The sequence below is a fragment of the Bradyrhizobium sp. PMVTL-01 genome (assembly GCF_051861855.1).
Lineage (GTDB): Bacteria > Pseudomonadota > Alphaproteobacteria > Rhizobiales > Xanthobacteraceae > Bradyrhizobium.
Genome location: NZ_CP193982.1, coordinates 4,954,976 through 4,976,511, shown reverse-complemented (window position 1 = coordinate 4,976,511; position 21,536 = coordinate 4,954,976). Strand labels below are relative to the sequence as shown.

Genomic DNA, 21,536 nt, shown 5'->3' with positions numbered 1-21,536 from the left:
TAGGCTCGGTAACGGCGTGCCAACAGGTTGACCCTCCGTGGCAGTTCGGCACAAATCGCCGCACACGCGAGCCGCTCGTGTTGCATTTTTGCGGACGCCCTTTACTTCGGGATTAGTCGTCATGCGCTGCACCTCGCGGCCCACCGGGATACGGCAGATCGGGCTGGACCGGGTCCGGGGGATCGCGGCAGCGATTGCCAAAGCCCTTGCGGCCGTGGCGGTCACGCTGGTCGTGACAATGTGGGCGGCGGCCTCCGTCCTCGCGCAAACTCCGACGCCCACGCCGACCCCGACCCCGACGCCGACGCCGACCGCGACCCCCACGCCGACCCCGACCGCGACACCCACGCCGACGCCCACGCCGTCGCCGGCCCCGGTCCCGATGCCCACCTCGACCAATTACAATCAGTCGGCCGGCAACAGCATGCTCAATTCCGGTTCGGGATTTCTGGAGCGGCTGGGCAACCAGGCCTCCAGTGGTTTCAACCGGTCGTTCCGGACCAATCCCGGCGGAGGCGGCGCGTCCGCAAGCACGGAAGATCCCCGCTACCGCACCTGGTTGGAGGGCTACGGCGTCTCGGTCCGCACCGAGGCCCAAGGCGACTTCGTCGGCGACAAGCGCAAAACCTTTGGCGGTGTCGCCGGCTTCGGCGCGCGGATTGCGCCGGGGGTCAACATCGGCTTCTCCATCGATCAGAGCCACACCGACATCGACGTGCCGCTCGCGCTGCAGTCGGCAACGCTCGACCTAACCCAACTCGGCTTCAACGGCTCGGTCGACAAGGGCCCGTGGACCTGGGCATTCGCGGTGGTACATGGTTTCGGCAGGGTCCATTCCAGCCGCGATACCGGCTTCGGCCTTGCCACCGCCGGTTATCGCGCCGCGGTCGACGGCGCGCTGACCGAGGTCAGTTACTACTGGACCAGGGATCAGATGCGCATCGTGCCCAAAGGAGCGCTGGAATATGTACGCGCCACCAGCGCAGCGTTCCAGGAGGCCGGCGGGCTCGATCCGCTCAATGTGGGCTCGACGGCGCTCTCGCGCGCACGCGTGATGATCGGGGCGGAGATCGGGCGATATTTCATTTTCGACCAGAAGCTCCTGGACCTGTCGGCCTACGGCAAGTTCGTCGACAATTTCTACCAGAACCTGGGATCGGTGCAGGTCAGCCTCGGGACCCAGAGCATCGTCGTGCCCGGCATTGGCGAGAGCCGTTACGGCATGGACACGGGTGGCTCGGCCTCGCTCAGCCTGACCAACACGGCGCGACTCTACATCAACTACGACGGCAAGTTCCGCAAGGAGCTCACCTCGCACCAGGGCACGGTCGGCTTCGAATCCAGGTGGTGAGCTGAGCTCGCCTTTGCCTTAAGCCGGCGTCGCCGCGACGTAACCCGTCAATCCGAAACCTTCGCGCGCGGCCGTCATCATCGGCACCAGCGCGTTCGGATGGATGAACTCGTCGCGGAAGCAGGGATAGGTCCTGGGATCGAAGATCTTCTTCAACCAGTCGACCACGATCTTGTGGCGCTCGGAGGCGCGAAACTCCCTGTGATAGGTGAGCCAGAGATCGGCGTGATGGCTGACGCCGAGATCCACGGCAACGAGCGGTGCGCCGAGCGCGATCGACACGGTCGGCAGGAAGCCGATGCCGGCGCCGCGCTCCACCGCATAGAGAACGCCGACGGAGGAATTGGTCTTGATGCCGACGATACCCTCGAGCGATTTCAGCCCGAGCACGCGGGCATAGGCGCTGTCGTCGACCTGGGGCGCATTCTGCTTGATGATGCGATGGTCCTGCAGATCGGCTAGCGTCGCCGGCAGGCCGTACAGTTTCTCGTATTCCCTGGAGACGAAAGGATAGATGTGCATTCGGCCGAGCTTGGCAACGATCAGATCGGGATTGGTCGGTGGCTCGAGCTGGATCGCGATGTCTGATTCCAGGCGCGCGACGTCGGCTTGCTCCATCGCGCAGCGCAGGTCCACGGTGATCTTGCGATAGGTCTTCTGGAAATCGATCAGCCGCGGCAGGATCCAGAAATTGCCCGGACCTTCCGTCACCGCAACGCGCACGGTGCCCGACGTATCGTTCGACGAGCGCGAGGCGCGGCGGAAGACGTTGAAGGCGTGACGCTCCATATGCGCAACGTCGGCAATCATCGCAGTGCCTTCGTCGCTGAGCGTGAGCCCGCTCTGGTCGCGCAGGAACAGCTTGCAGCCGATGCTCTCTTCCAGACGATCGATCCGGCGCATCAGCGTCGTCGAGGTGAGGCCGAGCTCTTCGGCGGCGTTGCGGAAACTTTTATATTTTGCGCAAGCTAAAAACAGCTTCAAATCGTCCCAGGACGCGCCCAGGGCTTCGTCACGGTGCTGCATCATCGCAGCACCCCGGTGCAATAACTGATGCATACTCCTGATCCCCAACCGCTAAGCTCGTCATAGCGGGGCATGAAAGCCGCAAACGATAGAGGGACGATCCGGCTATGGAAAGAGGCTCGTTTGCCGCAAGGCATGATTTCGACGCGCTGCCGCTCAGTCCCGAGGTCGACGTCCGCTGCGCGCAATTTTCCGAAATTGCGGCGCTTTCGGAAATGGCGCACCGGCTCGTGCCGGGTGTGCAGATCGGGACGGCGGAGCTTGCGAAATATCACACGTTCGATCCCCAGAGCATCCTGACATTCAGCCGGAAGGGCCGCCTGCTCGGCGGCATGGCTTTCCTGTTTCTCAACGACCGCGGACACGATGCGCTGCTGCTCGACGAGATCTGCCTCAACGCGCCCGAAACGCACTATCTCGCTTCCGCAAGGGAAGACGTTGCTGCCATCTATATCTGGGCGATCGCTGCGACGGGGCGCGGCATCGCGGGACTCGGCAAGGCCGCGGCTCATCTGCGACAGGTAAGATTTCGCGGCGCGGATTGCTATGCGCAGCCGTCAACCGTGGCCGGACGCGACATCATGAAGGCGACCGGATTCGAGCCGGTTCCGAGCTTTCAACCTGACCTGTGGTGCTACGAACGCCCGTGGCATCGGCAGCCGATGCGCATGCCGGGTGCGATCATCCAAGCAAGGAGTTTTGCAGATGCACGGCACTAGGATTCCTCTCGCCAAGCCCGACTCCCGCGCCATCACCATCCGCCTCGCGCGCGATCCCAGCGATCTCATGCTGGTCACCGCCATTCGCTCGGCGGTCTATCTTGCCGAGCAGGATTGTCCGTTCGAGGAGGAGTTCGACGGCAACGACATGGTCGCCGCGCATTTCATCGGCTATGTCGGCAACGAGCCCGCGGGCTGCCTGCGGGTGCGCTTCTTCGGCGATTTCGCCAAGGTCGAGCGGCTCGCGGTCCGGCACCAATATCGGCGTTCGCGCGTCTCCTTCAAGCTGGTGCAGGCGAGCGTCGACTATGTGAAGCGCAAGGGCTTTCGCAAGATCTACGGCCAGGCGCAGGACCGGCTCGTCGACTTCTGGGCCCATTTCGGCGCGAAGCCGCTCGGCCACAACCGCAAGATCACCTTCTCGGATTTCTCCTACACAGAGATGCTGCTCGAGATCGAGCCCGGGCCGGACGCCATCACGCTGGACAGCGATCCTTACGTGATCATCCGTCCCGAGGGCGATTGGGATCGGCCGGGCGTGCTCGACGCCTCGGCGGGGCGGGCGGTGACCTCGCCGCTGCGGGACCTCGCACTCGCCGATCGCTGAAACTGGTGCAGCCAAACGCAAGACAATGCTGGCTTCCATCACCGCCGACCCGCCGATCCTGATCTGTGCGGATCTCCAGGTCGAGTATCTGACCCCCGGGCGGCGCCACGTGATCCTCGACGGCGAGGCCGCCACCATGCGCTGTCTGGAACTCCTGACGCTCTGGCGGGACAAGCTCTGGCCCGTGATGCATTTGAAGCGCATTGCCCAAGCCGCCTGGTTCAATCCGGCATCGAGGCTGACCGATTGGATCGCTGAGGCGAAGCCGCGGCCCGGCGAGATGACGTTCGAACATCCGCTGCCCTCGGCCTACAGCTCGTCGCGGTTCGTGGATTACAAGTCCAATATCCGCAATGGGCGCTGCGTGCTGATCGGCTTCTCGCTCGAGGAGACCATCCTGGCCACTGCCGTCGAGGGGTTTCACCGCAGCCATCACTACCAGGTAGTCGCCGATGCCGTGGCCTGCCGACAACCGGGAATGGGCGATGCCGCTGCCTACAAGCAAGCGGTAGTGAATGTTGTCGGAAATTTTGCTACAATCCAATCCAGCGCCGAACTGATTAAAACCAGCGGCGCCCTTGCGGCGTAGGCGGCTGCGATCGGCGGGTGGGTGGGACATTGTCACGGGGAGAAGAGCTCAAGGAGCTGGCGAGCGAGCTATCGCGCGCAACCGAGAGGGCGCGCCGCATCGGCTTGCCCACGACGGTCTACCTGCTTTCGATGGCGCTCGTCGAGGTGAGGGAGGCCGCTGCCGCCGCCGACGATGGCGATGACGACGGCGCGGCATGAGAACTGGCAAGCTCTGCAAGCTACCAAGTCTGCAAGCTGGCGGTGTGCGGCTTTCTGCAACGCTGCTGAGCGCTTGCTGCCGACGAATTGGCGTTGCAAGTTTTGCCTCGGCGCAATAGCCAAGTAATTGGATCATCACGTGACGAAGCTGGCCGCGCCCGGCGACGCGACTATTCGAAGGATTTCGCAAATGTCCATGCTGCCCAATTCGCAACAGGCCCGGGACGTAGCCTACCAGCTCCATCCCTACACCAACGCGCGCACCCATCAGCAGGCCGGTCCTCTGGTGATCGAGCGCGGCGAGGGGCCTTACGTGTTCGATGCGGCGGGCAAGCGCTATTTCGAGGCGATGGCGGGCCTGTGGAGCGTCGGGCTCGGCTTCAACGAGAAGCGTCTGGTCGAGGCGGCGCACAAGCAGATGCAGGCGCTGCCGTTCTATCACACGTTCTCCGCCAAATCGCACGGACCCTCGATCGACCTCGCCGAGAAGCTGGTGGCGCTCGCGCCTGCCACGATGAGCAAGGTGTTCTTCACCAATTCCGGCTCGGAAGCCAACGACACCGTGCTGAAGCTGATCGCCTATCGCTCCAATGCGCTCGGTCAGCCCCAGCGCAAGAAGGTGATCAGCCGCCTGCGTGCCTATCATGGCGTCACCATCGCATCCGCCAGCCTCACCGGTCTTCCGAACAACCATCGCTCGTTCGATCTGCCGCTGCCGAACATCCTGCACACGGGATCGCCGCATTTCTACAAGGACGGGGCGCCCGGCGAGAGCGAGGAAGCCTTCGCCACACGCCGCGCCGAGGAGCTCGACGCCCTGATCCAGAAGGAAGGGCCGGATACGATCGCGGCCTTCTTCGGCGAGCCGGTGATGGGCGCGGGCGGCGTCATCGTGCCGCCGGCGACCTATTGGGACAAGATCCAGGCGGTTCTCAAGAAGTACGATATCCTCTTGGTCGCCGACGAGGTGATCTGCGGCTTCGGCCGCACCGGCAAGATGTTCGGCTGCGAGACCTACGGCATCAAGCCCGACGCGATGGTGGTCTCAAAGCAGATCACCTCGAGCTATTTCCCGCTGTCGGCGGTCATCCTGAATGACCGCATGTTCGAGCCGATCGCGGACGAGAGCAACAAGATCGGCGTGCTCGGCCATGGTTTCACCGGGGGCGGCCATCCCGTCGGCTCGGCGATCGCACTCGAGAACCTCAAGATCATCGAGGAGCGCGGCCTGGTCGCGCATGCCGCCGAGCTCGGCGCTTACATGCAAGGCAAGCTGCGCGAGCTCACCAGCCATCCGCTGGTCGGCGAGGTCCGTGGCGTCGGCATGATCGCAGCGCTCGAGCTCGTGCTCGACAAGACCCGCAAGACCGCCGCGGCGACCCCCGGTGCCGTCGGCGGCATCGCCAGCCGCATGCTGCAGGAGCGCGGCGTGATCTCGCGCAACATGCTGGACGCCATCGCCATCTGCCCGCCGCTGATCACGACCAAGGCCCAGATAGACGATCTGGTCGCCGCGATCGCGGGCGTGCTGAACGACATGAAGGGCGAAGTGGCGAAGCTGACGCCGGCGTAGGGCACGCTGCTGCATCAAATCCGTCATTGCGAGCGTAGCGGAGCAATCCAGAATTCCTCCTCGGAAACAGTCTGGATTGCTTCGTCGCAAGAGCTCCTCGCAATGACGATGGGGAGGGCGGAGCGGCCGCTTACGCCCGCTGAACCCCGATCACGCGGCCTTTCTCGATGGCCAGCGCCAGCTCGCCGCGCTTGAGCTTCAGGGCGGCCTCGCCGAACAGCTCGCGGCGCCAGCCGCGCAAGGCGGGGACGTCGGCGGCATCGTCGGCTGCGATCTCCTCCAAGTCGTCGACCGTCGCGATCACCTTGCTCGCGACCGCATGGCGCTCGGCGGTCATGCGCAGCAGCACCTTCAACAGCTCGACGATGGCCGCGCCGTTGGAATTGTTGCGGGGCTTCTCCAGCTTCGGCAGCGTCGAGAAATCCCGCGCCAGCCCTCGCTCGACCGCGGCGACGATGTCCGCGCCCCATTTCGACTTCTCGAAGCCTTTCGGCACCGAGCGCAGATGGGCGAGCTTCTCCAGCGTGTTCGGGGCGTGAGTGGCGATGTCGGTGATCGCCTCGTCGCGCAGTACGCGGCCGCGCGGCACGTCGCGGCTCTGTGCCTCCTGCTCGCGCCAGGCCGCAACCTCCATCAGGACGGCGAGGTCCTTCGGCTTGCGCACGCGCGTCTTCAGCCGCTCCCACGCGCGCTCGGGATGGAAGTCGTAGGTCCTCGGCGAGGTCAGGATCTCCATCTCGATCGAGACCCATTCGCTGCGGCGGCGCTTCTTCAGGTCGGCATCGAGCGCGGCGAAGACGTCGCGCAGATGGGTGACGTCGGAGACCGCGTAGTGCATCTGCTCCTTGGTCAGCGGCCGGCGCGACCAGTCGGTGAAGCGGTGGGTCTTGTCCGGACGGTGGCCGGTGACCTTCTCGACCAGCTGGTCGTAGGCGATGCTGTCGCCGTAGCCGAGCACCATGGCGGCGACCTGGGTGTCGAACACCGGGTGCGGGATGATGTTGGCCTGATGCCAGATGATCTCGATGTCCTGCCGGGCGGCGTGGAAGACCTTCAGCACGCCCTCATTGGCCATCAGCTCGAAGAACGGCTTGAGGTCGATGCCCGGGGCGAGGGCGTCAATGACCACGGCTTCCTCGGCGCTGGCCATCTGCACCACGCATAGCAGCGGGTAATAGGTGGTTTCGCGCAGGAACTCGGTATCGACGGTAATGACGGGGTGCTTGGCCAGCCGGCTGCAGGCAGCCGCGAGGTCAGCGGTGGTGGTAATCAAATCCATGAACGGCCCATGACACTTGATATCAGCCGTTCTGCCGAAAGTGCTGTGATGTCAAGGGGCTCTAAGCGAATTCGAGCCTTGCACCGGCCCGGAATCGCCGCTTTCCGACGAAATTCCTATTCGTAACGCACCCGCTGCGAGGATTTCCGGGCGCAGGGCAGCGCCACCACCAACACGCACATGGCGACAAGAGCCAGTCCCAGGAACTCGAAAACCAACAGATCCACGGCGAAATCTCCAGAAACATTGGTAGATTTGTCGGGGGTGCGTTGATGGTCTGTTAATTCCAATGGTTACCGGCGGCAGGCGCGGTCGGATGGTGGACGCGAGGTTAATGGGATTGGGCGCCCCAAAACGATTTCGGCGCCCGGTTGCGGAGCGCCGAACGATGGTCGTGCGATGAACTGCCGGCCTTACGGCAGTTTCAGCGAGGTCTCCGCGTTGTACGGCTTCAGCGTCTCGTCGGCAGCCTTCTGGGCGGCGGCGAGGGCCTCCTTCGGCTGCTTCTTGCCGTTGAGGACCAGCATCACCTCGTCCTCGAGGTTCTTGCGGACGGGGACGGTCTTGTAGGTCGCAAACCACGGCTTTGCTACGTCGAGCTGCTCGACCGCGGTCTTGGCGTCCGGGTTCTTGGCCAGGAAGTCGACCATCTCAGGCGTCTTGTAGGCGGCGATGTTGGGCGCGAAATAGCCGGTGGCGCGGCTCCACCAGCCGCTCTTCTCGGGCGAGGTCATCCACTTGATCAGCGTCCAGGCGGCCTTCTGCTTGTCGGCCTCGAGCCCGGCCGGCATGATCAGCGAGGCGCCGCCGATCGGCACGGCGTTGCGGACATTGCGCGGGATGAAGGCGACCTTGTAGGCGAACTTGGCGTTGTCGCGCACATAGGTCAGCGAGCCCGTCGACAGCATCATCATCGCGGCATTGCCGGAGATGAAGGAGGTGCTGACGGCCGGACCGGGCGTGGCGCCGGGCGGATGCACCTTGTGCTTAGCGATGAGATCATTCCACCAGGTCAGCGCGCCCAGCATCGAGGGCGTGTCGTAATAGACCTCGCCGCCGAACTCCTCGTTGTAGTAGCGCCCGCCATTGCTCATGGTGAGCGTTTCCATCATCCAGCCGCAATAGTCGTAGGCGCAGGGGATCGCGATGCCCCATTGGATCACCTTGTCACCCTCGCGCTTGGTGAGCTTCTTGGCCCAGTCGGTGAGCTCGGCCCAGGTTTGCGGCGGCTTGCTCGGATCGAGGCCGGCTTCCTTGGCCTTGTCGGCGTTGATGTAGAGCAGCGGTGTCGAGTTGTGGAACGGCACGCCGTAGACCGAGCGGTTGATCACCGCGTTGCCCTGCAGTGCCGGGAAAAACTGACCGAGGAACTGGTCCTTGGTGATGCCGTCGGCGGCGATCAGGCCGTCGAGATTGGTGAGCTCGTTCTCGATCTGCATGTCCAGCAGGAAGTTCGCCGACATGATCACGGCGGCCGGCGGCTTGCCGGCCTTGATCGATGCGCGCGTCTTGATCAGCGTGTCGTCATAGGAGCCGGTGTAGACGGCGGTCGCCTTGACGTCGGGATGGGTCTCGTTGAACTCCTTGATCAACGTGCCCATGTCGCGGGCGAGCTTGCCGTCGACGGGGACGGGGAAGAACAGGTCGATCTCGCTCGGGCCTTCGCCGGCGAGAGCCGGGAAGGCGAGGGCGCTGGCAAAAGAGCCTGCCATGGCGAGGCCGAGCATGAGCCTGCGGGAAAACAGCATCGGAGATCTCCTATTTGATGCCTGAGGTGACGAAAGAACTGATGAAGCGCTTCTGGAAGATCAGGAAGGTGACGAGCAGCGGCGCGATCACCATGAGCGTGCCCGCGGCGATGGTGCCCCAGGCCTGGGTGCCTTCGGCGGTCTTGGTGAACACGGAGAGGCCGACCGTGAGCGGCCGCTTGTCGGGCGAATTGATCACCATCAGCGGCCACAGGAAGTCGTTCCAGTGGCTGGTCACGGAGATGATGGCGAACGCCGAGAAGCTCGGCATCGACAGCGGCACGTAGATGTGGCGCATGCGCTGGAACAGGCTGGCGCCGTCGATCAGGGCGGCGTCTTCCAGCTCGGTCGGGATCGCCTCGAACGCCTGGCGCATCAGGAAGGTGCCGAACGCCGAGGCGAAGAACGGCATCATCACCCCGGTGAGCGTGTCGTAAAGGCCGAGCTGCGCCACCAGCTTCAGGTTCGGCACGATCAGCAGCACCGGCACCAGCATCAGCTGCATCAGGAACAGGTAGAAGATCAGCGTCTTCCCGGCGAAGTTCAGGCGCGCGAACGCAAAGCCGGCCAGCGTGATGGTGAAGAACTGTACCAGGAGGATGCCGCTGCAGATGATCGTGGTGTTGAGCGTGTAGCGCGGAAAATCGCCGATCTCCCAGGCGTCCCTTACATTGTCGAGCGTGGGCTTCATGCTCGGCATCAGCTCGGCCATCGCGTTGATGCCGTCCGAGGCCGGGCGCAGCGTCGCAACGCCCATCCACAGGAATGGGATGAGCCAGACGAACGCGAGCAGCACGGTCAGCAGGAAGCCGAGCTTGGGGGTGATCTCGCCGCGGGTGGCGAGCGGGGCGTCCTTCCAGAGCGCCGTGAACAGCTTAATGGCCCGCCCTCCCGGTTCGCCATGGTGCGGAAGGACAGTGCGGTGAGCCCCATCAGCGCGGCGAGCGTCAGCAGCGTCGCCGCCGAGGCCTTGCCGACATCGTAGTGCTCGACCGCCTGCTGGTAGATGTAGAACAGCACGAGATTGGTCGAGTTGGAAGGCCCGCCCTGGGTCATGACGAAGACATGGTCGACCTGCGTCACCGCGTTGAGGATCGCGATGACGAACAGGAAGGTGGGCTTGAGCTCCGGCAGGATGATGTGGCGAAGCCGCTGATAAGGCCCCGCGCCGTCGAGATGCGCCGCCTCCATGACATCCTCGGGCACGGCCTGCAGGCCTGCGAGGAAGAACAGCATGTAATAGCCGGCGTTCTTCCAAATCGTGATGATCATGATCGCGTAGAGCGCGATGTCGGGGTCGCCGAGCCAGTTCGGTAGCACCGCCAGCAGCCGGCCGATGTAATAGTCGAGCAGGCCGACGTTGGGCAGGAAGATGAACAGGAACAGCGCGGACGCGGCGACCATCGGGATCAGCACCGGCAGGAACAGCGCGGCGCGCAGCGCGCTGTTCACGGCATGGGTGCGCGACAGCGCCAGCGCAAACAACAGCGCAAGGGCGATACTCGGCACCGCCGTGCCGACGGCGTAGATCAAATTGTTGACGACGGCGCCGGTGAAGGCGGGGTCGGCGAGCACCGCGCTGATATTGTCGATACCGACGAAGCGCAGCGGCGCCTTGGGCGTGGCGCGCTGATAGAGCGCGTCGATGACGACGCGGCCCATCGCGCCATAGGTGAACAGCGCGAGGAAGACCAGCGAGGGCAACAGCAGCAGATAGGCCGGCAGCGAGGCTTTGAAGCGGTTCGAGAACCGCTTCAGGACGTGCAGACGCGGTCCCGCCGACGTCGCGACCTGGAGAGCCGCGGGTTCAGCGAGGCTCATCTCACCGCGCCGGGAAATTGAGTGCATAGTCGCGGCCGTCCACTCCTGCTGGTGGCTCGAAGGGGAAGCGCAGACTGACGTCGAGGAAGTCGTGGCTATGTACGACCAGTTTCTCCTGGTCGATCAGCACGACGCCATAGGCCGGCGGCTCGTGGCTAGCGAGATGCTCGGTCGCGGCAGCGTCAAGCTCGAACCAGACCTGGTGGTTGGTGCCGCGCAGCGTCGAGAACGGGATCTTGCCGTAGCTGCCGAAGATCGGCCGGTGCACATGGCCGAAGAAGAGATGGCGGATGCGCGAGCGATAGGGCGCGATGACTTCGGCGAATTCGGCGCTCTGCTTCAGCGCGATCTCGTCCATGGCGTGCACGCCGACCGGGAAGGGCGGATGATGCATGAACACGACGAACTCCTGGCCGGCTGGCGCGGACGCGAGCGTGCTGGCAAGCCAGCCGAGGCGTTTTGCGCACATTTCGCCGGCGTGGCTGGTCTCGTCCAGCGTGTCGAGGAAGACGAACAGGCCGTGCTCGGTGGTGCGTGTGCCCTGCACGAAGCCGTTGGCATCGCGCGGGGCGGCTTTCAGGCTGTCGAGGCAGGCGACGCGCTTGTCGTGATTGCCGACCATGGCGATGTAAGGGATTTTCAGCGCCGCCATGGCCTCGGCGAAATTGGCATAGGATTCCGCCTCGCCCCAATGGGTGAGATCGCCGGTCACGACCGCAAACGCAGCGTTGGACTGGTGCTTGTTGATGTCCGCAACCGCCGCGTCCAGCCGGGCGCGCGGATCGAGCCCATAGAGCTTCAGCCCGGGGTTCGCGAGATGCGTGTCGGTGATATGGATGAATTTGAAGGGCATGGCGCGCTTTGTTCGGGACTGTCTAGAGGACGGGCGCCTCCCGGCAGGACGGCGCTGCCAGCCCGTTAGAGCGCGTGTGTTTCAGTTTGATGACGGCGATTCCCGCGGACGGGACGTGTCCACATCGCCCGCCGCGCAGGAATGGGACTAGCGCAAGGCGCAATCCATGCCGTGGATCAATTAGAGATGGTGGTGCGCGGCGGAGCCCGCCTCACGTCCCGCAAAACGTCTGCAGCACCCGCTGCGCCGGCAGCGGTGGGTCGGCGTAGGCGGCGTAGTCCGGCTGGTCCTCGTAGGGCTTGGCCAGCACCTTCACCAATTCCTCGAACGGCGCGTAGTCGTCGTTGTTCACCGCCGCCTGGATCACGGCCTCGACGCGGTGGTTGCGCGGGATGAAGATCGGATTGACGGCGTGCATGGCGGCTTGCCGCTCGGCTGCACTCTGCGGCTCGCGCGCGATGCGCTCGCGCCAGCGGTTGGCCCAGTCCTCGAAGGCCGCGGGGTCCATGAACTGCGCGCGGACGTCGGCGGCGCCGGTCTCACTGCCTGCGGCGTCACCGAGCTTGCGGAAGGTTAGGGTGAAGTCGGCCTGGTTTTTGGCCATGGCATCGAGCAGGTCCTGGATCAGCGCCTCGTCGCCGTCGCGCTCCGTGAACAGGCCTATCTTCTTGCGCAGGCCGGCCTGATAGGCGGCACTGAATGTCTCGGCGAAGGCGCCGAGAATGTCCTGGGCTTCGGCGACCGCCTTGTCCTGATCGTCCGAGAACAGCGGCAGCAGGCATTCGGCGAGGCGCGTCAGATTCCATAAGCCGATGCGCGGCTGGTTGGCATAGGCGTAGCGGCCCATCTCGTCAATCGACGAAAACACCTGCGCGGGATTGTAGGCATCCATGAAGGCACAGGGGCCGTAGTCGATGGTCTCGCCCGAGATCGATGAGTTATCGGTGTTCATCACGCCATGGATGAAGCCGACCAGCAGCCAGCGCGCGATGAGCTCGGCCTGCCGCGCGACGACAGCGGCGAGCAGGGCGTGGTAGGGCCGCTCGGCATGGAGCAACTCCGGATAGTGGCGGGCGATGACGTGGTCGGCGAGCCGGCGGATCGCCTCGGTGTCGCGGCGGACGGCGAAGAACTGGAAGGTGCCGACGCGGATGTGGCTGGAGGCGATGCGGGTCAGCACCGCGCCGGGCAGCGCGGTCTCGCGGATGACGTGCTCGCCGGTGACGACGGCGGCAAGCGAGCGCGTGGTCGGAATGCCCAGCGCGTACATGGCTTCGCTGACGATGTATTCGCGCAAGACCGGCCCGAGGGCCGCGCGTCCGTCGCCGCGGCGGGAGAACGGGGTGGGGCCAGATCCCTTGAGCTGGATGTCGCGGCGCACGCCATCTTTGTCGATGACCTCGCCGAGCAGGATGGCGCGGCCGTCGCCGAGTTGGGGTACGAATTGCCCGAACTGGTGGCCGGCATAGGCCATGGCGATGGGATCGGCCCCTGCGGGAACCGTCTTGCCGGCCAGGATCTCGGCGCCTTCTGGGGTCTCCAGCAGGTCCGGATCGAGCCCGAGCTGGACCGCCAGCGGCCGGTTCAGCTTGATCAGCCTGGGGGCCGCCACGGGGGTCGGCGCGACGCGGGCAAAGAAGCTATCCGGCAGCGCCGAATAGGAGTTCTGGAAGGGGAAATCCACCGTCATGGCCTCAAGATAGGGCTGGAACGGCCATCGGCAAAGGCTCCAGCCCCGATAAGCCAAAATTGGTTGCCTCAGGCGCAAAACAGGGCGTTCCCTTGGTTGCCGCCCCCGTCCTCCCGGGGTAAACCCTGCCGCAACTTCGGACCGGTCGTTTGAGGCTGTCCGATTCGCTTCCTCCGACATTGATTTTGGGACGACCATGCATCGCTACCGGTCACATACATGCGGCGCGCTCCGCGAGAGCAACATCGGCGAGACCATCCGCCTCTCGGGCTGGGTCCATCGCGTTCGCGACCATGGCGGCGTGCTGTTCATCGACCTGCGCGACCATTACGGCCTGACCCAATGCGTGGTGGACCCGGACTCGCCGGCGTTCTCGATGGCCGAAAAGCTGCGCTCGGAATTCGTGGTCAAGATGGACGGCAAGGTCCGCCGTCGCCCCGAAGGTACCGACAATGACGACCTGCCGACCGGCAAGGTCGAGGTCTATGTCAGCGAAATCGAGGTGCTGGGCCCGGCCGGCGACCTGCCGCTGCCGGTGTTCGGCGACCAGGAGTATCCCGAAGACATCAGGCTCAAATATCGCTTCCTCGACCTGCGGCGCGAAAAACTGCACCAGAACATCATGACGCGCGTCGAGATCATCAAGTCGATGCGTCGGCGCATGGAGGGGCAGGGCTTCTTCGAATTCAACACCCCGATCCTGACCGCATCCTCGCCGGAGGGCGCGCGCGACTTCCTGGTGCCCTCGCGCATCCATCCGGGCAAGTTCTACGCGCTGCCGCAGGCGCCGCAGCAATACAAGCAGCTGCTGATGATGTCCGGCTTCGACCGCTACTTCCAGATCGCGCCCTGCTTCCGTGACGAGGATCCGCGCGCCGATCGTCTGCCCGGTGAGTTCTACCAGCTCGACGTCGAGATGAGCTTTGTGACTCAGGAAGACGTGTTCGCTGCGATGGAGCCCGTGATTACCGGCGTGTTCGAGGAGTTCGCCAAGGGCAAGCCGGTGACGAAAGGCTGGCGCCGGATTCCGTTCGCCGAGGCGCTGCGCAAATACGGCAGCGACAAGCCGGACCTGCGCAACCCCATCGAGATGCAGGATGTTTCCGAGCACTTCCGCGGAAGCGGCTTCAAGGTGTTCGCGCGCATGCTCGAGGACCCCAAGAACCAGGTCTGGGCGATCCCGGCCGCGGGCGGCGGCAGCCGCGCCTTCTGTGACCGCATGAACTCGTGGGCTCAAGGAGAGGGTCAGCCCGGCCTCGGCTACATCATGTGGCGCGAGGGCGGCGAGGGCGCAGGTCCCCTCGCCAACAACATCGGGCCCGAGCGCACGGCTGCGATCCGGGCTCAGCTCGGCATGAAGGAAGGCGATGCCGCCTTCTTCGTCGCCGGCGATCCCGACAAGTTCTGGAAGTTCTCCGGCCTTGCCCGCAACAAGGTCGGCGAGGAATTGAACCTCACCGACAAGGAGCGGTTCGAGCTCGCCTGGATCGTCGACTTCCCGATGTACGAGTACAACGAGGACGACAAGAAGGTCGACTTCTCACACAACCCGTTCTCGATGCCGCAGGGTGGTCTCGAAGCGCTGAAGGGCCAGGATCCGCTGACCATCAAGGCGTTCCAGTACGACATCACCTGCAACGGCTACGAGATCGCCTCGGGCGGCATCCGCAACCACGTGCCGGAAGCGATGGTGAAGGCGTTCGAGATCGCCGGCTACGGCGAGCAGGAAGTGGTCGAGCGCTTCGGCGGCATGTACCGCGCCTTCCAGTACGGCGCGCCGCCGCACGGCGGCATGGCAGCCGGCGTCGACCGCATCGTCATGCTGCTCTGCGGCACCACGAATCTGCGCGAGATCTCGCTGTTCCCGATGAACCAGCAGGCCATGGACCTCTTGATGGGCGCGCCCTCGGAAGCCACCCCCAAGCAGCTCCGCGAGTTGCACGTGCGGGTGAATCTGCCGCAGAAGTGAGTTGTTTCCATAGCGTCATTGCGAGCGTAGCGAAGCAATCCAGAATCTTTCTGCGGTGGGACTGTGGATTGCCTCGCTGCGCTCGCAATGACGGGAGAGAGTTGCGCCTCGTGTCCCTCCAACCCGGTCGACCCCTCGATCCGGAATTGCGCCAGCGCAACGATCGGCTCGTGGTTCAAGGCGTCCATCAGCTGAACCACCGGGACCTTGCCGAGCAGCGTCAGCTTGATGGTGAGCGTCTGCCCCGAGGTTTCGACGAAGCTGGAGAGGGCATCGACTGCGACCCGGAGCTCCAGTTGCTCGTTTTGCACCGCGCAACCTGCCATATTCGCGAAACGTCGCCCGGTGCAGGGAAAGCTATGATTTTCAGATATTTGACCGCGCGCCCTGTTGATGGGGGCGCAATCCGATGTTGCCACCGGGCCTTCGGCCGTGCTTCATCCGGTTTCCACGACCCGGAAATACCCGCCGCTTGGACGATGGCTCCGGATCGTGCATTTTGAGGCCGGTAACGCGAGGCGAGACACCGCATGTCGTCCTATTCTGATGATCTCCACCAGGCGGCGCTGGCCTATCACCGACTGCCGCGCCCCGGAAAGCTCGAGATCCAGGCCAGCAAGCCGCTTGCCAACCAGCGCGACCTTGCGCTTGCCTATTCCCCGGGCGTCGCCGCGGCCTGTACCGAGATCGCCAAGAACCCGGCCGAGGCCGCGACGCTGACCACCCGCGCCAATCTGGTCGCCGTGGTCTCCAACGGCACCGCGGTGCTCGGCCTCGGCAATATCGGCCCGCTGGCCTCCAAGCCGGTGATGGAGGGCAAGGCCGTCCTGTTCAAGAAATTCGCCGGCATCGACGTGTTCGACATCGAGATCGCCGCCGACACCATCGATCGCGTGGTCGAGACGGTGGCGGCGCTCGAGCCGACCTTCGGCGGCATCAATCTGGAAGACATCCGCGGACCGGAATGCTTCGAGATCGAGGCGCGGCTGAAGGAGCGCATGAAGATCCCGGTCTTCCATGACGACCAGCACGGCACCGCGATCATCGTCGCCGCCGCCATCACCAACGGCCTCAGGCTGAACGGCAAGAAGCTGTCAGACGTCAAGATCGTGGCATCGGGGGCAGGGGCGGCGGCGATCGCGACGCTGAATCTGCTGGTGTCGATGGGCGCGCAGCGCAAGAACATCTGGGTCTGCGACATCGACGGCCTCGTGCACGAGGGCCGCAACACCTCGATGGACCGCTGGAAGGCGGTCTATGCGCAGAAGACCGACAAGCGCACGCTCGGCGACGTCATCGGCGGCGCCGACATCTTCATCGGCCTCTCGGCACCGGGCGTGCTCAAGCCGGAGATGGCGCAGGCGATGGGCGAGCAGCCGCTCATCATGGCACTCGCCAACCCGACGCCGGAGATCATGCCGGAGGAGGCGCGCAAGGTGCGCCCCGACGCCATGATCTGCACCGGCCGCTCCGACTATCCGAACCAGGTCAACAACGTCCTCTGCTTCCCCTTCATCTTCCGTGGCGCGCTCGATGTCGGCGCCAGCGCCATCAACGAGGAGATGAAGCACGCCGCGGTCGAGGCCATCGCGCAGCTTGCGCGCGAGGCGCCGTCCGACGCCGTCTCCCAGAGCAGCCTCGACACCGGCGAGACGGGCGGCTTCGGTCCCGGCTCGCTGATACCCAGCCCCTTTGATCCACGGTTAATTCTTCGTATTGCGCCGGCGGTAGCGAAGGCGGCGATGGAGTCCGGCGTGGCGACGCGCCCCATCACCAATTTCGACGAGTATCGCGCGCTGCTCGAGCGCTTCGCCTTCCGCTCCGGCCTCGTCATGAAGCCGATGTTCGCCAAGGCGAAGACCCAGCCGGTCCGCGTCATCTACGCCGAAGGCGAGGACGAGCGCGTGCTGCGCGCCACGCAAGTGGTGCTGGAAGAGAAGCTGGCGCGGCCGATCCTGGTCGGCCGTCCCTCGGTGGTCGAGGCGCGCATCAAGCGCTTCGGCCTGTCGATCAAGGCGGGCCGTGATTTCGATCTCGTCAATCCCGAGGACGATCCGCGCTATCGCTCCTACGTGCAGTCCTATGTCGAGGTGGCCGGCCGCCGCGGCGTGACGCCGGATGCAGCCCGCACTGTGGTGCGCACCAACAACACGGTCATCGCGGCGCTCGCGGTGACACGAGGGGAGGCGGATGCGATGCTCTGCGGCGTGGAGGGCCGCTACATGAGCCATCTGCGCCATGTTCGCGAGATCGTCGGATTCTCGCCCGGGATCAGCGATTACGCCGCGCTGGCGCTGCTCATCACCAGCAAGGGCGCGTTCTTCATCGCCGACACGCAGGTCCGCCCCAATCCGAGCGCGGAGGAGCTCGCCGAGATCGCTTCGCTCGCCGCGGTCCACGTCCAGCGCTTCAACATCAAGCCGAAGATCGCCTTCGTCTCGCATTCGGATTTCGGCAGCTACGACACCGAATCCTCGCGCAAGATGCGCCGGGCGACGCAGCTCTTGAAGGACAAGCATCCGGAGATCGAGGCCGACGGCGAGATGCAGGGCGACACCGCGCTCTCAGCGGTCGCCCGCCGCATGGTGTTGCCGCACTCCAAGCTGGAGGGCGAAGCCAACATCATGATCATGCCGACGCTGGACACCGCCAACGTCGCCTATCAGATGATCAAGTCGCTGGCCGACGCGCTGCCCGTCGGCCCGATCCTGGTCGGCCCGGCGCGCCCGGCGCACATCCTCACGCCCTCGGTGACTGCGCGCGGCATCCTCAACATGACCGCGGTTGCGGTCGTGGAAGCGCAGGAGCGCGCGGCACGGCAGCAGCCGACGCTGTTTACGTAGGGGCGAGCTGTAGCGTCATCGGCGGTGCAAACCCTTGCCCCCTTGTGGGAGAAGGTCGCGCGAAGCGCCGGATGAGGGCTCTCTCTCCGCGAGTCTCGATCGCGAGAGTTGCCCGTGCTGATGGGTACCCCTCACCTGTCTCGCCGGTTCGCGGCGAGCCACCCTCTCCCACAAGAAGGGAGACGGGACCGCGCCGCCAACTTTTGAATTGCTCGTAGTTCTTCATTTCCCCGTTTGTAAACCGGCGCACGACTCATCATAATCCCTCGCGCTCTCGTCCGAGTTCCGATTTCAAAAAGCCTGAGCCAAGAGGCCGATCATGCCAGCGTTCGTGACTTTCGGGCGGACCCTGTTCGCCGTTCTGTTCATCTACACGGGCGCCACCAAGCTCTTTGCCATCCAGGCGACCGCCGATTTCATCGCGGCAAAGGTCGTGGTGCCCGAGGTCGTCGCGCCTTACGCCAAGCAGGTCGAGACGGCGACCGCGATGTCGACACCGCAGCTGCTGGCGATCGCGATCGGCGCGCTCGAGATCATCGCAGGCCTGATGATCGCGCTGAATTTCGGCGCGCGCTTCTTTGCGATGCTGCTGATCATCTACGTCGCGGTCGCAACCGTCCTGTTCTACGATTTCTGGAACCAGGTGCCGCCCGACAACGCCAAGATGCTGGTCGACGCGCTCAAGAACATCGCGATCATCGGCGCACTCTGCATGATCATCGGCTACGGCCGCACCACGCGTCCGGCCGAGGCGGCCTACGGGGACGCGTAGGAGGCTGCGCTCGTAAGGATAGCCTTCCGGCTCGGCGAAGCGCAGTCGCTGGGCGTAACCCAGCACTGTCTCTCGCCCCGGACAGAAGAGAGGTGGACTACGCTACCGGGGCACGGCCGCGGGCTAATCCACCCTGTGCCATGGCGTGACGGTCACGTCATGCGCCGCATCGAGCAGGTAGGGCGCGCCTGGCTTCATTCCATGCGAGGCCAGCACCTCATGCGGCGTCCGCTCGGGCACGCCGACAAAACAGCCTTCGCCGCCGGGTAGCCGCACGTGAGGGGCTTCCGAGAGCCAGAACGTGTCATAGCGGTCCATGAACATGTCGAACACGACGGGGCCGCCGATGACCGCGACGGTGCCGGGGGCGACGTCGGCGAAGGCGCAGGCCTCCTCGAAGCTTGCGTGATCCGGATTCCATAATGTGGCGTTCGGCATCTCCGGATCGACGGTAAGCGCCTTGATCTTGCGGGTCAGGATCAGGCGCTTGCGCTTCGGCGAGTTCGGCTGCTGCTCGTGCGAGTGCCGGCCGTGCACGATCAGCGCGGCGCGATCGAGCGCCTGCTCGAAGAACAGCTTGTCGCCTTCGAATTTCAACGTCTCGGGCATGATGTGCGACGCATCGGCGAGCATGCCGTCCGCGGAGACGATGACGTAGCCTTCGAAACGGAAAGACAAGTTCGGGCTATTCGGAAACGGTCGTCACCACGGAATTGACCGGGCGCTGGCTCACCGTCGGCAGCTTGACGTCCTTGAGAAGCTCCTGGTCGTATTCGGGCAGCGTCGATGCAGGGAATTTTGCGCGCATGGCCACCACCTTGTAGCCGCCGGCCTTCAGGCGCTTGAGCAGCTCGGGCAGGGCTTCGGCGGTGTGCTTCTGGAAGTCATGCATCAGGATGATGCCCTTGCCCCTGGCGTCGAGCTTCTTCATCACGGTCTCGATCACCTTTTCGGGCTTCGAGGCCTTGAAGTCGAAGGAGTCGATGTCGCAGGAGAAGATCGCCGTGTTGCGGTTGCCGAGATAGGTGACCATCTCTGGCGGATGCTGGAGCGCCGGGAAGCGGAAGAACGGCGAGGGTGAGATGCCGCCGAGCGCCCACTTCACAGCGGAGAGGCCCTTCTCGATCTCTTCCTTGCGCTGCGCTTCGGTGAGCTTCTTGTTGTTGAGGTTGGCGTGCGACCAGGTATGAGTGCCGACCGTGTGGCCGGCCGCATAGACCTGCTTCAGGATCTCCGGCTCGTAGGTCGCGTGCTTGCCGATCGAGAAGAAGATGCCGGTGGTGCATTCATCGGCCAGCGCCTTCAGCACGGCGGGTGTGTTCTTCGGCCAGGGGCCGTCGTCGAAGGTCAGCACGACTTCCTTCTCGCGCAGGAAGTCGAGCTCCTTGAAGTGCTCGAACCCGAAGCCCGGGCCGCCGGTGGTGTCGATCTCGACGGTACGGGCGACACCGAGCGCGCCTTGCGTGTTGCAGGCCGCGCGCGCCGGCTGCGGCGCCTGTTTCGGTGGGGGTGGATTGACGAAGCCTGCCGGTGCGGGTGCAGCTGCCGGGGCCGCAGCGGGCGCTGCGGCGTTCGGCGCTGCCGCTTGGGCCGCGGTGGGCTTGGCGGCCGGCGCCTGCGACCGCGCCCCGCCCGTCATTGCTAGAGACATCGCGCTTGCCAAAATCAGTCCTGCCGCCACGCGCATGGTGTTGTCCTCGAGATTGATCCCGTTGTTCCGCCGTGGCTTTTCGCCTCGGCCAAACCTTCCCGCCCCAAACGACCCTAGCCTAGATGGTGCGCCCTCGACATTGCAACGGCTGTTTGGGATCCCGCCGCAATTGTGCCCAACCCGATTTGGCCTCGCGTCGTGTCAGCTGGCCAGCGCCTTGGCGACGGCGGTTTTGACCCGCGTGTCGGTTGGCTCGACCGCGGACGGAAATACTTCGGCGATGTAGCCATCGCGGCCGATCAGGTATTTGTGGAAGTTCCAGCGGGGAACTTCCCGCGGTCGCGCCTCGGCCGCCCATCTGTAGAACGGATGCGCCTTGGCACCGATCACCACGGCCTTGGCCGCGATCGGGAAGGTAACGCCGTATTGGTGGTGCGCGGTCTCCGTGATCTCACTGGTACCGCCGGGCTCCTGGCTGCCGAAATCGTTGGAGGGTACGCCGATCACGGTGAGCCCGCGCTCGCGAAACTCGCCCCAGAGCTCCTGCAGGCCGGCATATTGCGGCGTGTAGCCACAGAGCGATGCCGTGTTCACCACCAGCAGTGGCCTGCCTGTGAAGGCAGCGAGTCGGATGTCGTCGCCTGCCAATGCGGGGAAGGAGAAGGCGTAGGCCGAGACCCGGCTCATGCCGGCATCGGCATAGGCGCGCGCCACCGGCGCGGCTGCGCCTGCAAGCGCCGCGATGAGCACTGTCCTGCGGTTCATCATGACGGCGTCCCCCGAAATGATCCGGGGCGCATGTTACTCCGCCGACGTGACCGGGTCGCTCAACACCGCGTTATCGC

At 64.7% G+C, this 21,536-nt stretch carries 20 protein-coding genes; 10 read left to right on the top strand and 10 right to left on the bottom strand.

Annotated features, from left to right (window positions below; genetic code table 11):
• The first annotated feature begins 121 nt into the window (after positions 1-121).
• Positions 122-1,351: an autotransporter outer membrane beta-barrel domain-containing protein gene (locus tag ACRQ5Q_RS24220; protein ID WP_439392536.1), complete on the top strand. Its 1,230-nt coding sequence runs from the start codon at positions 122-124 to the stop codon at positions 1,349-1,351.
• A gap of 18 nt (positions 1,352-1,369) precedes the next feature.
• Here ACRQ5Q_RS24220 and ACRQ5Q_RS24215 read toward each other — a convergent pair whose 3' ends face one another.
• Positions 1,370-2,410 carry a LysR family transcriptional regulator gene (locus ACRQ5Q_RS24215; RefSeq protein ID WP_439375126.1) on the bottom strand — a complete coding sequence of 347 codons (1,041 nt, stop codon included), beginning with the start codon at positions 2,408-2,410 and terminating at the stop codon, positions 1,370-1,372.
• 74 nt (positions 2,411-2,484) lie between these two features.
• Here ACRQ5Q_RS24215 and ACRQ5Q_RS24210 point away from each other — a divergent pair, with 74 nt between their 5' ends.
• The 5 genes from ACRQ5Q_RS24210 to ACRQ5Q_RS24190 all read left to right on the top strand — a co-directional run bounded on the left by ACRQ5Q_RS24210 (position 2,485) and on the right by ACRQ5Q_RS24190 (position 6,065).
• Positions 2,485-3,096, top strand: coding sequence for a hypothetical protein (locus ACRQ5Q_RS24210; RefSeq protein ID WP_439375127.1), 612 nt, complete (start codon positions 2,485-2,487; stop codon positions 3,094-3,096).
• On the top strand, positions 3,083-3,703 hold the full coding sequence (locus ACRQ5Q_RS24205; protein WP_018645421.1) for a GNAT family N-acetyltransferase: 621 nt from the start codon (positions 3,083-3,085) through the stop codon (positions 3,701-3,703). The genes ACRQ5Q_RS24210 and ACRQ5Q_RS24205 overlap by 14 nt, the downstream gene beginning before the upstream one ends.
• Positions 3,704-3,728: 25 nt before the next feature.
• Complete coding sequence (locus ACRQ5Q_RS24200) at positions 3,729-4,292, top strand: isochorismatase family protein (RefSeq protein ID WP_439392535.1); 564 nt, start codon at positions 3,729-3,731, stop codon at positions 4,290-4,292.
• A 29-nt stretch (positions 4,293-4,321) separates the two neighbouring features.
• Entirely contained in the window at positions 4,322-4,492 is a 171-nt protein-coding gene (locus tag ACRQ5Q_RS24195) for a hypothetical protein (protein WP_439375129.1), read from the top strand.
• A gap of 190 nt (positions 4,493-4,682) precedes the next feature.
• Positions 4,683-6,065: an aspartate aminotransferase family protein gene (locus ACRQ5Q_RS24190; RefSeq protein WP_439392534.1), complete on the top strand. Its 1,383-nt coding sequence runs from the start codon at positions 4,683-4,685 to the stop codon at positions 6,063-6,065.
• Between the two features lie 130 nt (positions 6,066-6,195).
• Here the strand turns inward: ACRQ5Q_RS24190 and rnd are convergent, their stop codons facing one another.
• The 6 genes from rnd to ACRQ5Q_RS24160 all read right to left on the bottom strand — a co-directional run bounded on the left by rnd (position 6,196) and on the right by ACRQ5Q_RS24160 (position 13,456).
• On the bottom strand, positions 6,196-7,344 hold the full coding sequence (rnd, locus tag ACRQ5Q_RS24185; protein WP_080137879.1) for a ribonuclease D: 1,149 nt from the start codon (positions 7,342-7,344) through the stop codon (positions 6,196-6,198).
• Positions 7,345-7,757: 413 nt separating this feature from the next.
• A complete protein-coding gene (locus tag ACRQ5Q_RS24180) occupies positions 7,758-9,092 on the bottom strand; it encodes an ABC transporter substrate-binding protein (protein ID WP_439392533.1) in 1,335 nt (444 codons plus the stop codon).
• 10 nt (positions 9,093-9,102) lie between these two features.
• Positions 9,103-9,972, bottom strand: a complete 870-nt coding sequence (locus tag ACRQ5Q_RS24175; protein WP_439375132.1) for a carbohydrate ABC transporter permease — start codon at positions 9,970-9,972, stop codon at positions 9,103-9,105.
• Entirely contained in the window at positions 9,891-10,913 is a 1,023-nt protein-coding gene (locus tag ACRQ5Q_RS24170) for a carbohydrate ABC transporter permease (protein WP_439392532.1), read from the bottom strand. Before ACRQ5Q_RS24170 ends, ACRQ5Q_RS24175 begins: the two co-directional genes overlap by 82 nt.
• Before the next feature lies 1 nt (position 10,914).
• Positions 10,915-11,766 carry a phosphodiesterase gene (locus tag ACRQ5Q_RS24165; protein ID WP_439375134.1) on the bottom strand — a complete coding sequence of 284 codons (852 nt, stop codon included), beginning with the start codon at positions 11,764-11,766 and terminating at the stop codon, positions 10,915-10,917.
• 211 nt (positions 11,767-11,977) lie between these two features.
• Positions 11,978-13,456 carry a protein adenylyltransferase SelO gene (locus tag ACRQ5Q_RS24160; RefSeq protein ID WP_439392531.1) on the bottom strand — a complete coding sequence of 493 codons (1,479 nt, stop codon included), beginning with the start codon at positions 13,454-13,456 and terminating at the stop codon, positions 11,978-11,980.
• Between the two features lie 196 nt (positions 13,457-13,652).
• On the opposite strand from ACRQ5Q_RS24160, the gene aspS reads away from it, so the two are divergent.
• From aspS to ACRQ5Q_RS24140, 4 genes are all read left to right on the top strand, one after another.
• A complete protein-coding gene (gene aspS, locus ACRQ5Q_RS24155; RefSeq protein WP_439392530.1) occupies positions 13,653-15,425 on the top strand; it encodes an aspartate--tRNA ligase in 1,773 nt (590 codons plus the stop codon).
• A gap of 110 nt (positions 15,426-15,535) precedes the next feature.
• On the top strand, positions 15,536-15,928 hold the full coding sequence (locus tag ACRQ5Q_RS24150; protein ID WP_439392529.1) for a hypothetical protein: 393 nt from the start codon (positions 15,536-15,538) through the stop codon (positions 15,926-15,928).
• 27 nt (positions 15,929-15,955) lie between these two features.
• The gene (locus tag ACRQ5Q_RS24145; protein WP_439392528.1) at positions 15,956-18,268 is read left to right on the top strand and encodes an NADP-dependent malic enzyme; all 2,313 of its coding nucleotides are present in this window, start codon (positions 15,956-15,958) and stop codon (positions 18,266-18,268) included.
• Positions 18,269-18,587: 319 nt separating this feature from the next.
• Positions 18,588-19,040, top strand: a complete 453-nt coding sequence (locus ACRQ5Q_RS24140) for a DoxX family membrane protein (RefSeq protein ID WP_439375138.1) — start codon at positions 18,588-18,590, stop codon at positions 19,038-19,040.
• Between the two features lie 123 nt (positions 19,041-19,163).
• On the opposite strand, the gene ACRQ5Q_RS24135 is transcribed toward ACRQ5Q_RS24140, so the two are convergent.
• The 3 genes from ACRQ5Q_RS24135 to ACRQ5Q_RS24125 form a co-directional block, all read right to left on the bottom strand.
• A complete protein-coding gene (locus tag ACRQ5Q_RS24135; protein WP_439375139.1) occupies positions 19,164-19,718 on the bottom strand; it encodes a dihydrofolate reductase in 555 nt (184 codons plus the stop codon).
• A gap of 7 nt (positions 19,719-19,725) precedes the next feature.
• Complete coding sequence (locus tag ACRQ5Q_RS24130; RefSeq protein ID WP_439392527.1) at positions 19,726-20,727, bottom strand: polysaccharide deacetylase family protein; 1,002 nt, start codon at positions 20,725-20,727, stop codon at positions 19,726-19,728.
• Positions 20,728-20,892: 165 nt separating this feature from the next.
• Complete coding sequence (locus ACRQ5Q_RS24125; protein WP_439375141.1) at positions 20,893-21,459, bottom strand: glutathione peroxidase; 567 nt, start codon at positions 21,457-21,459, stop codon at positions 20,893-20,895.
• Between the last annotated feature and the right edge of the window lie 77 nt (positions 21,460-21,536).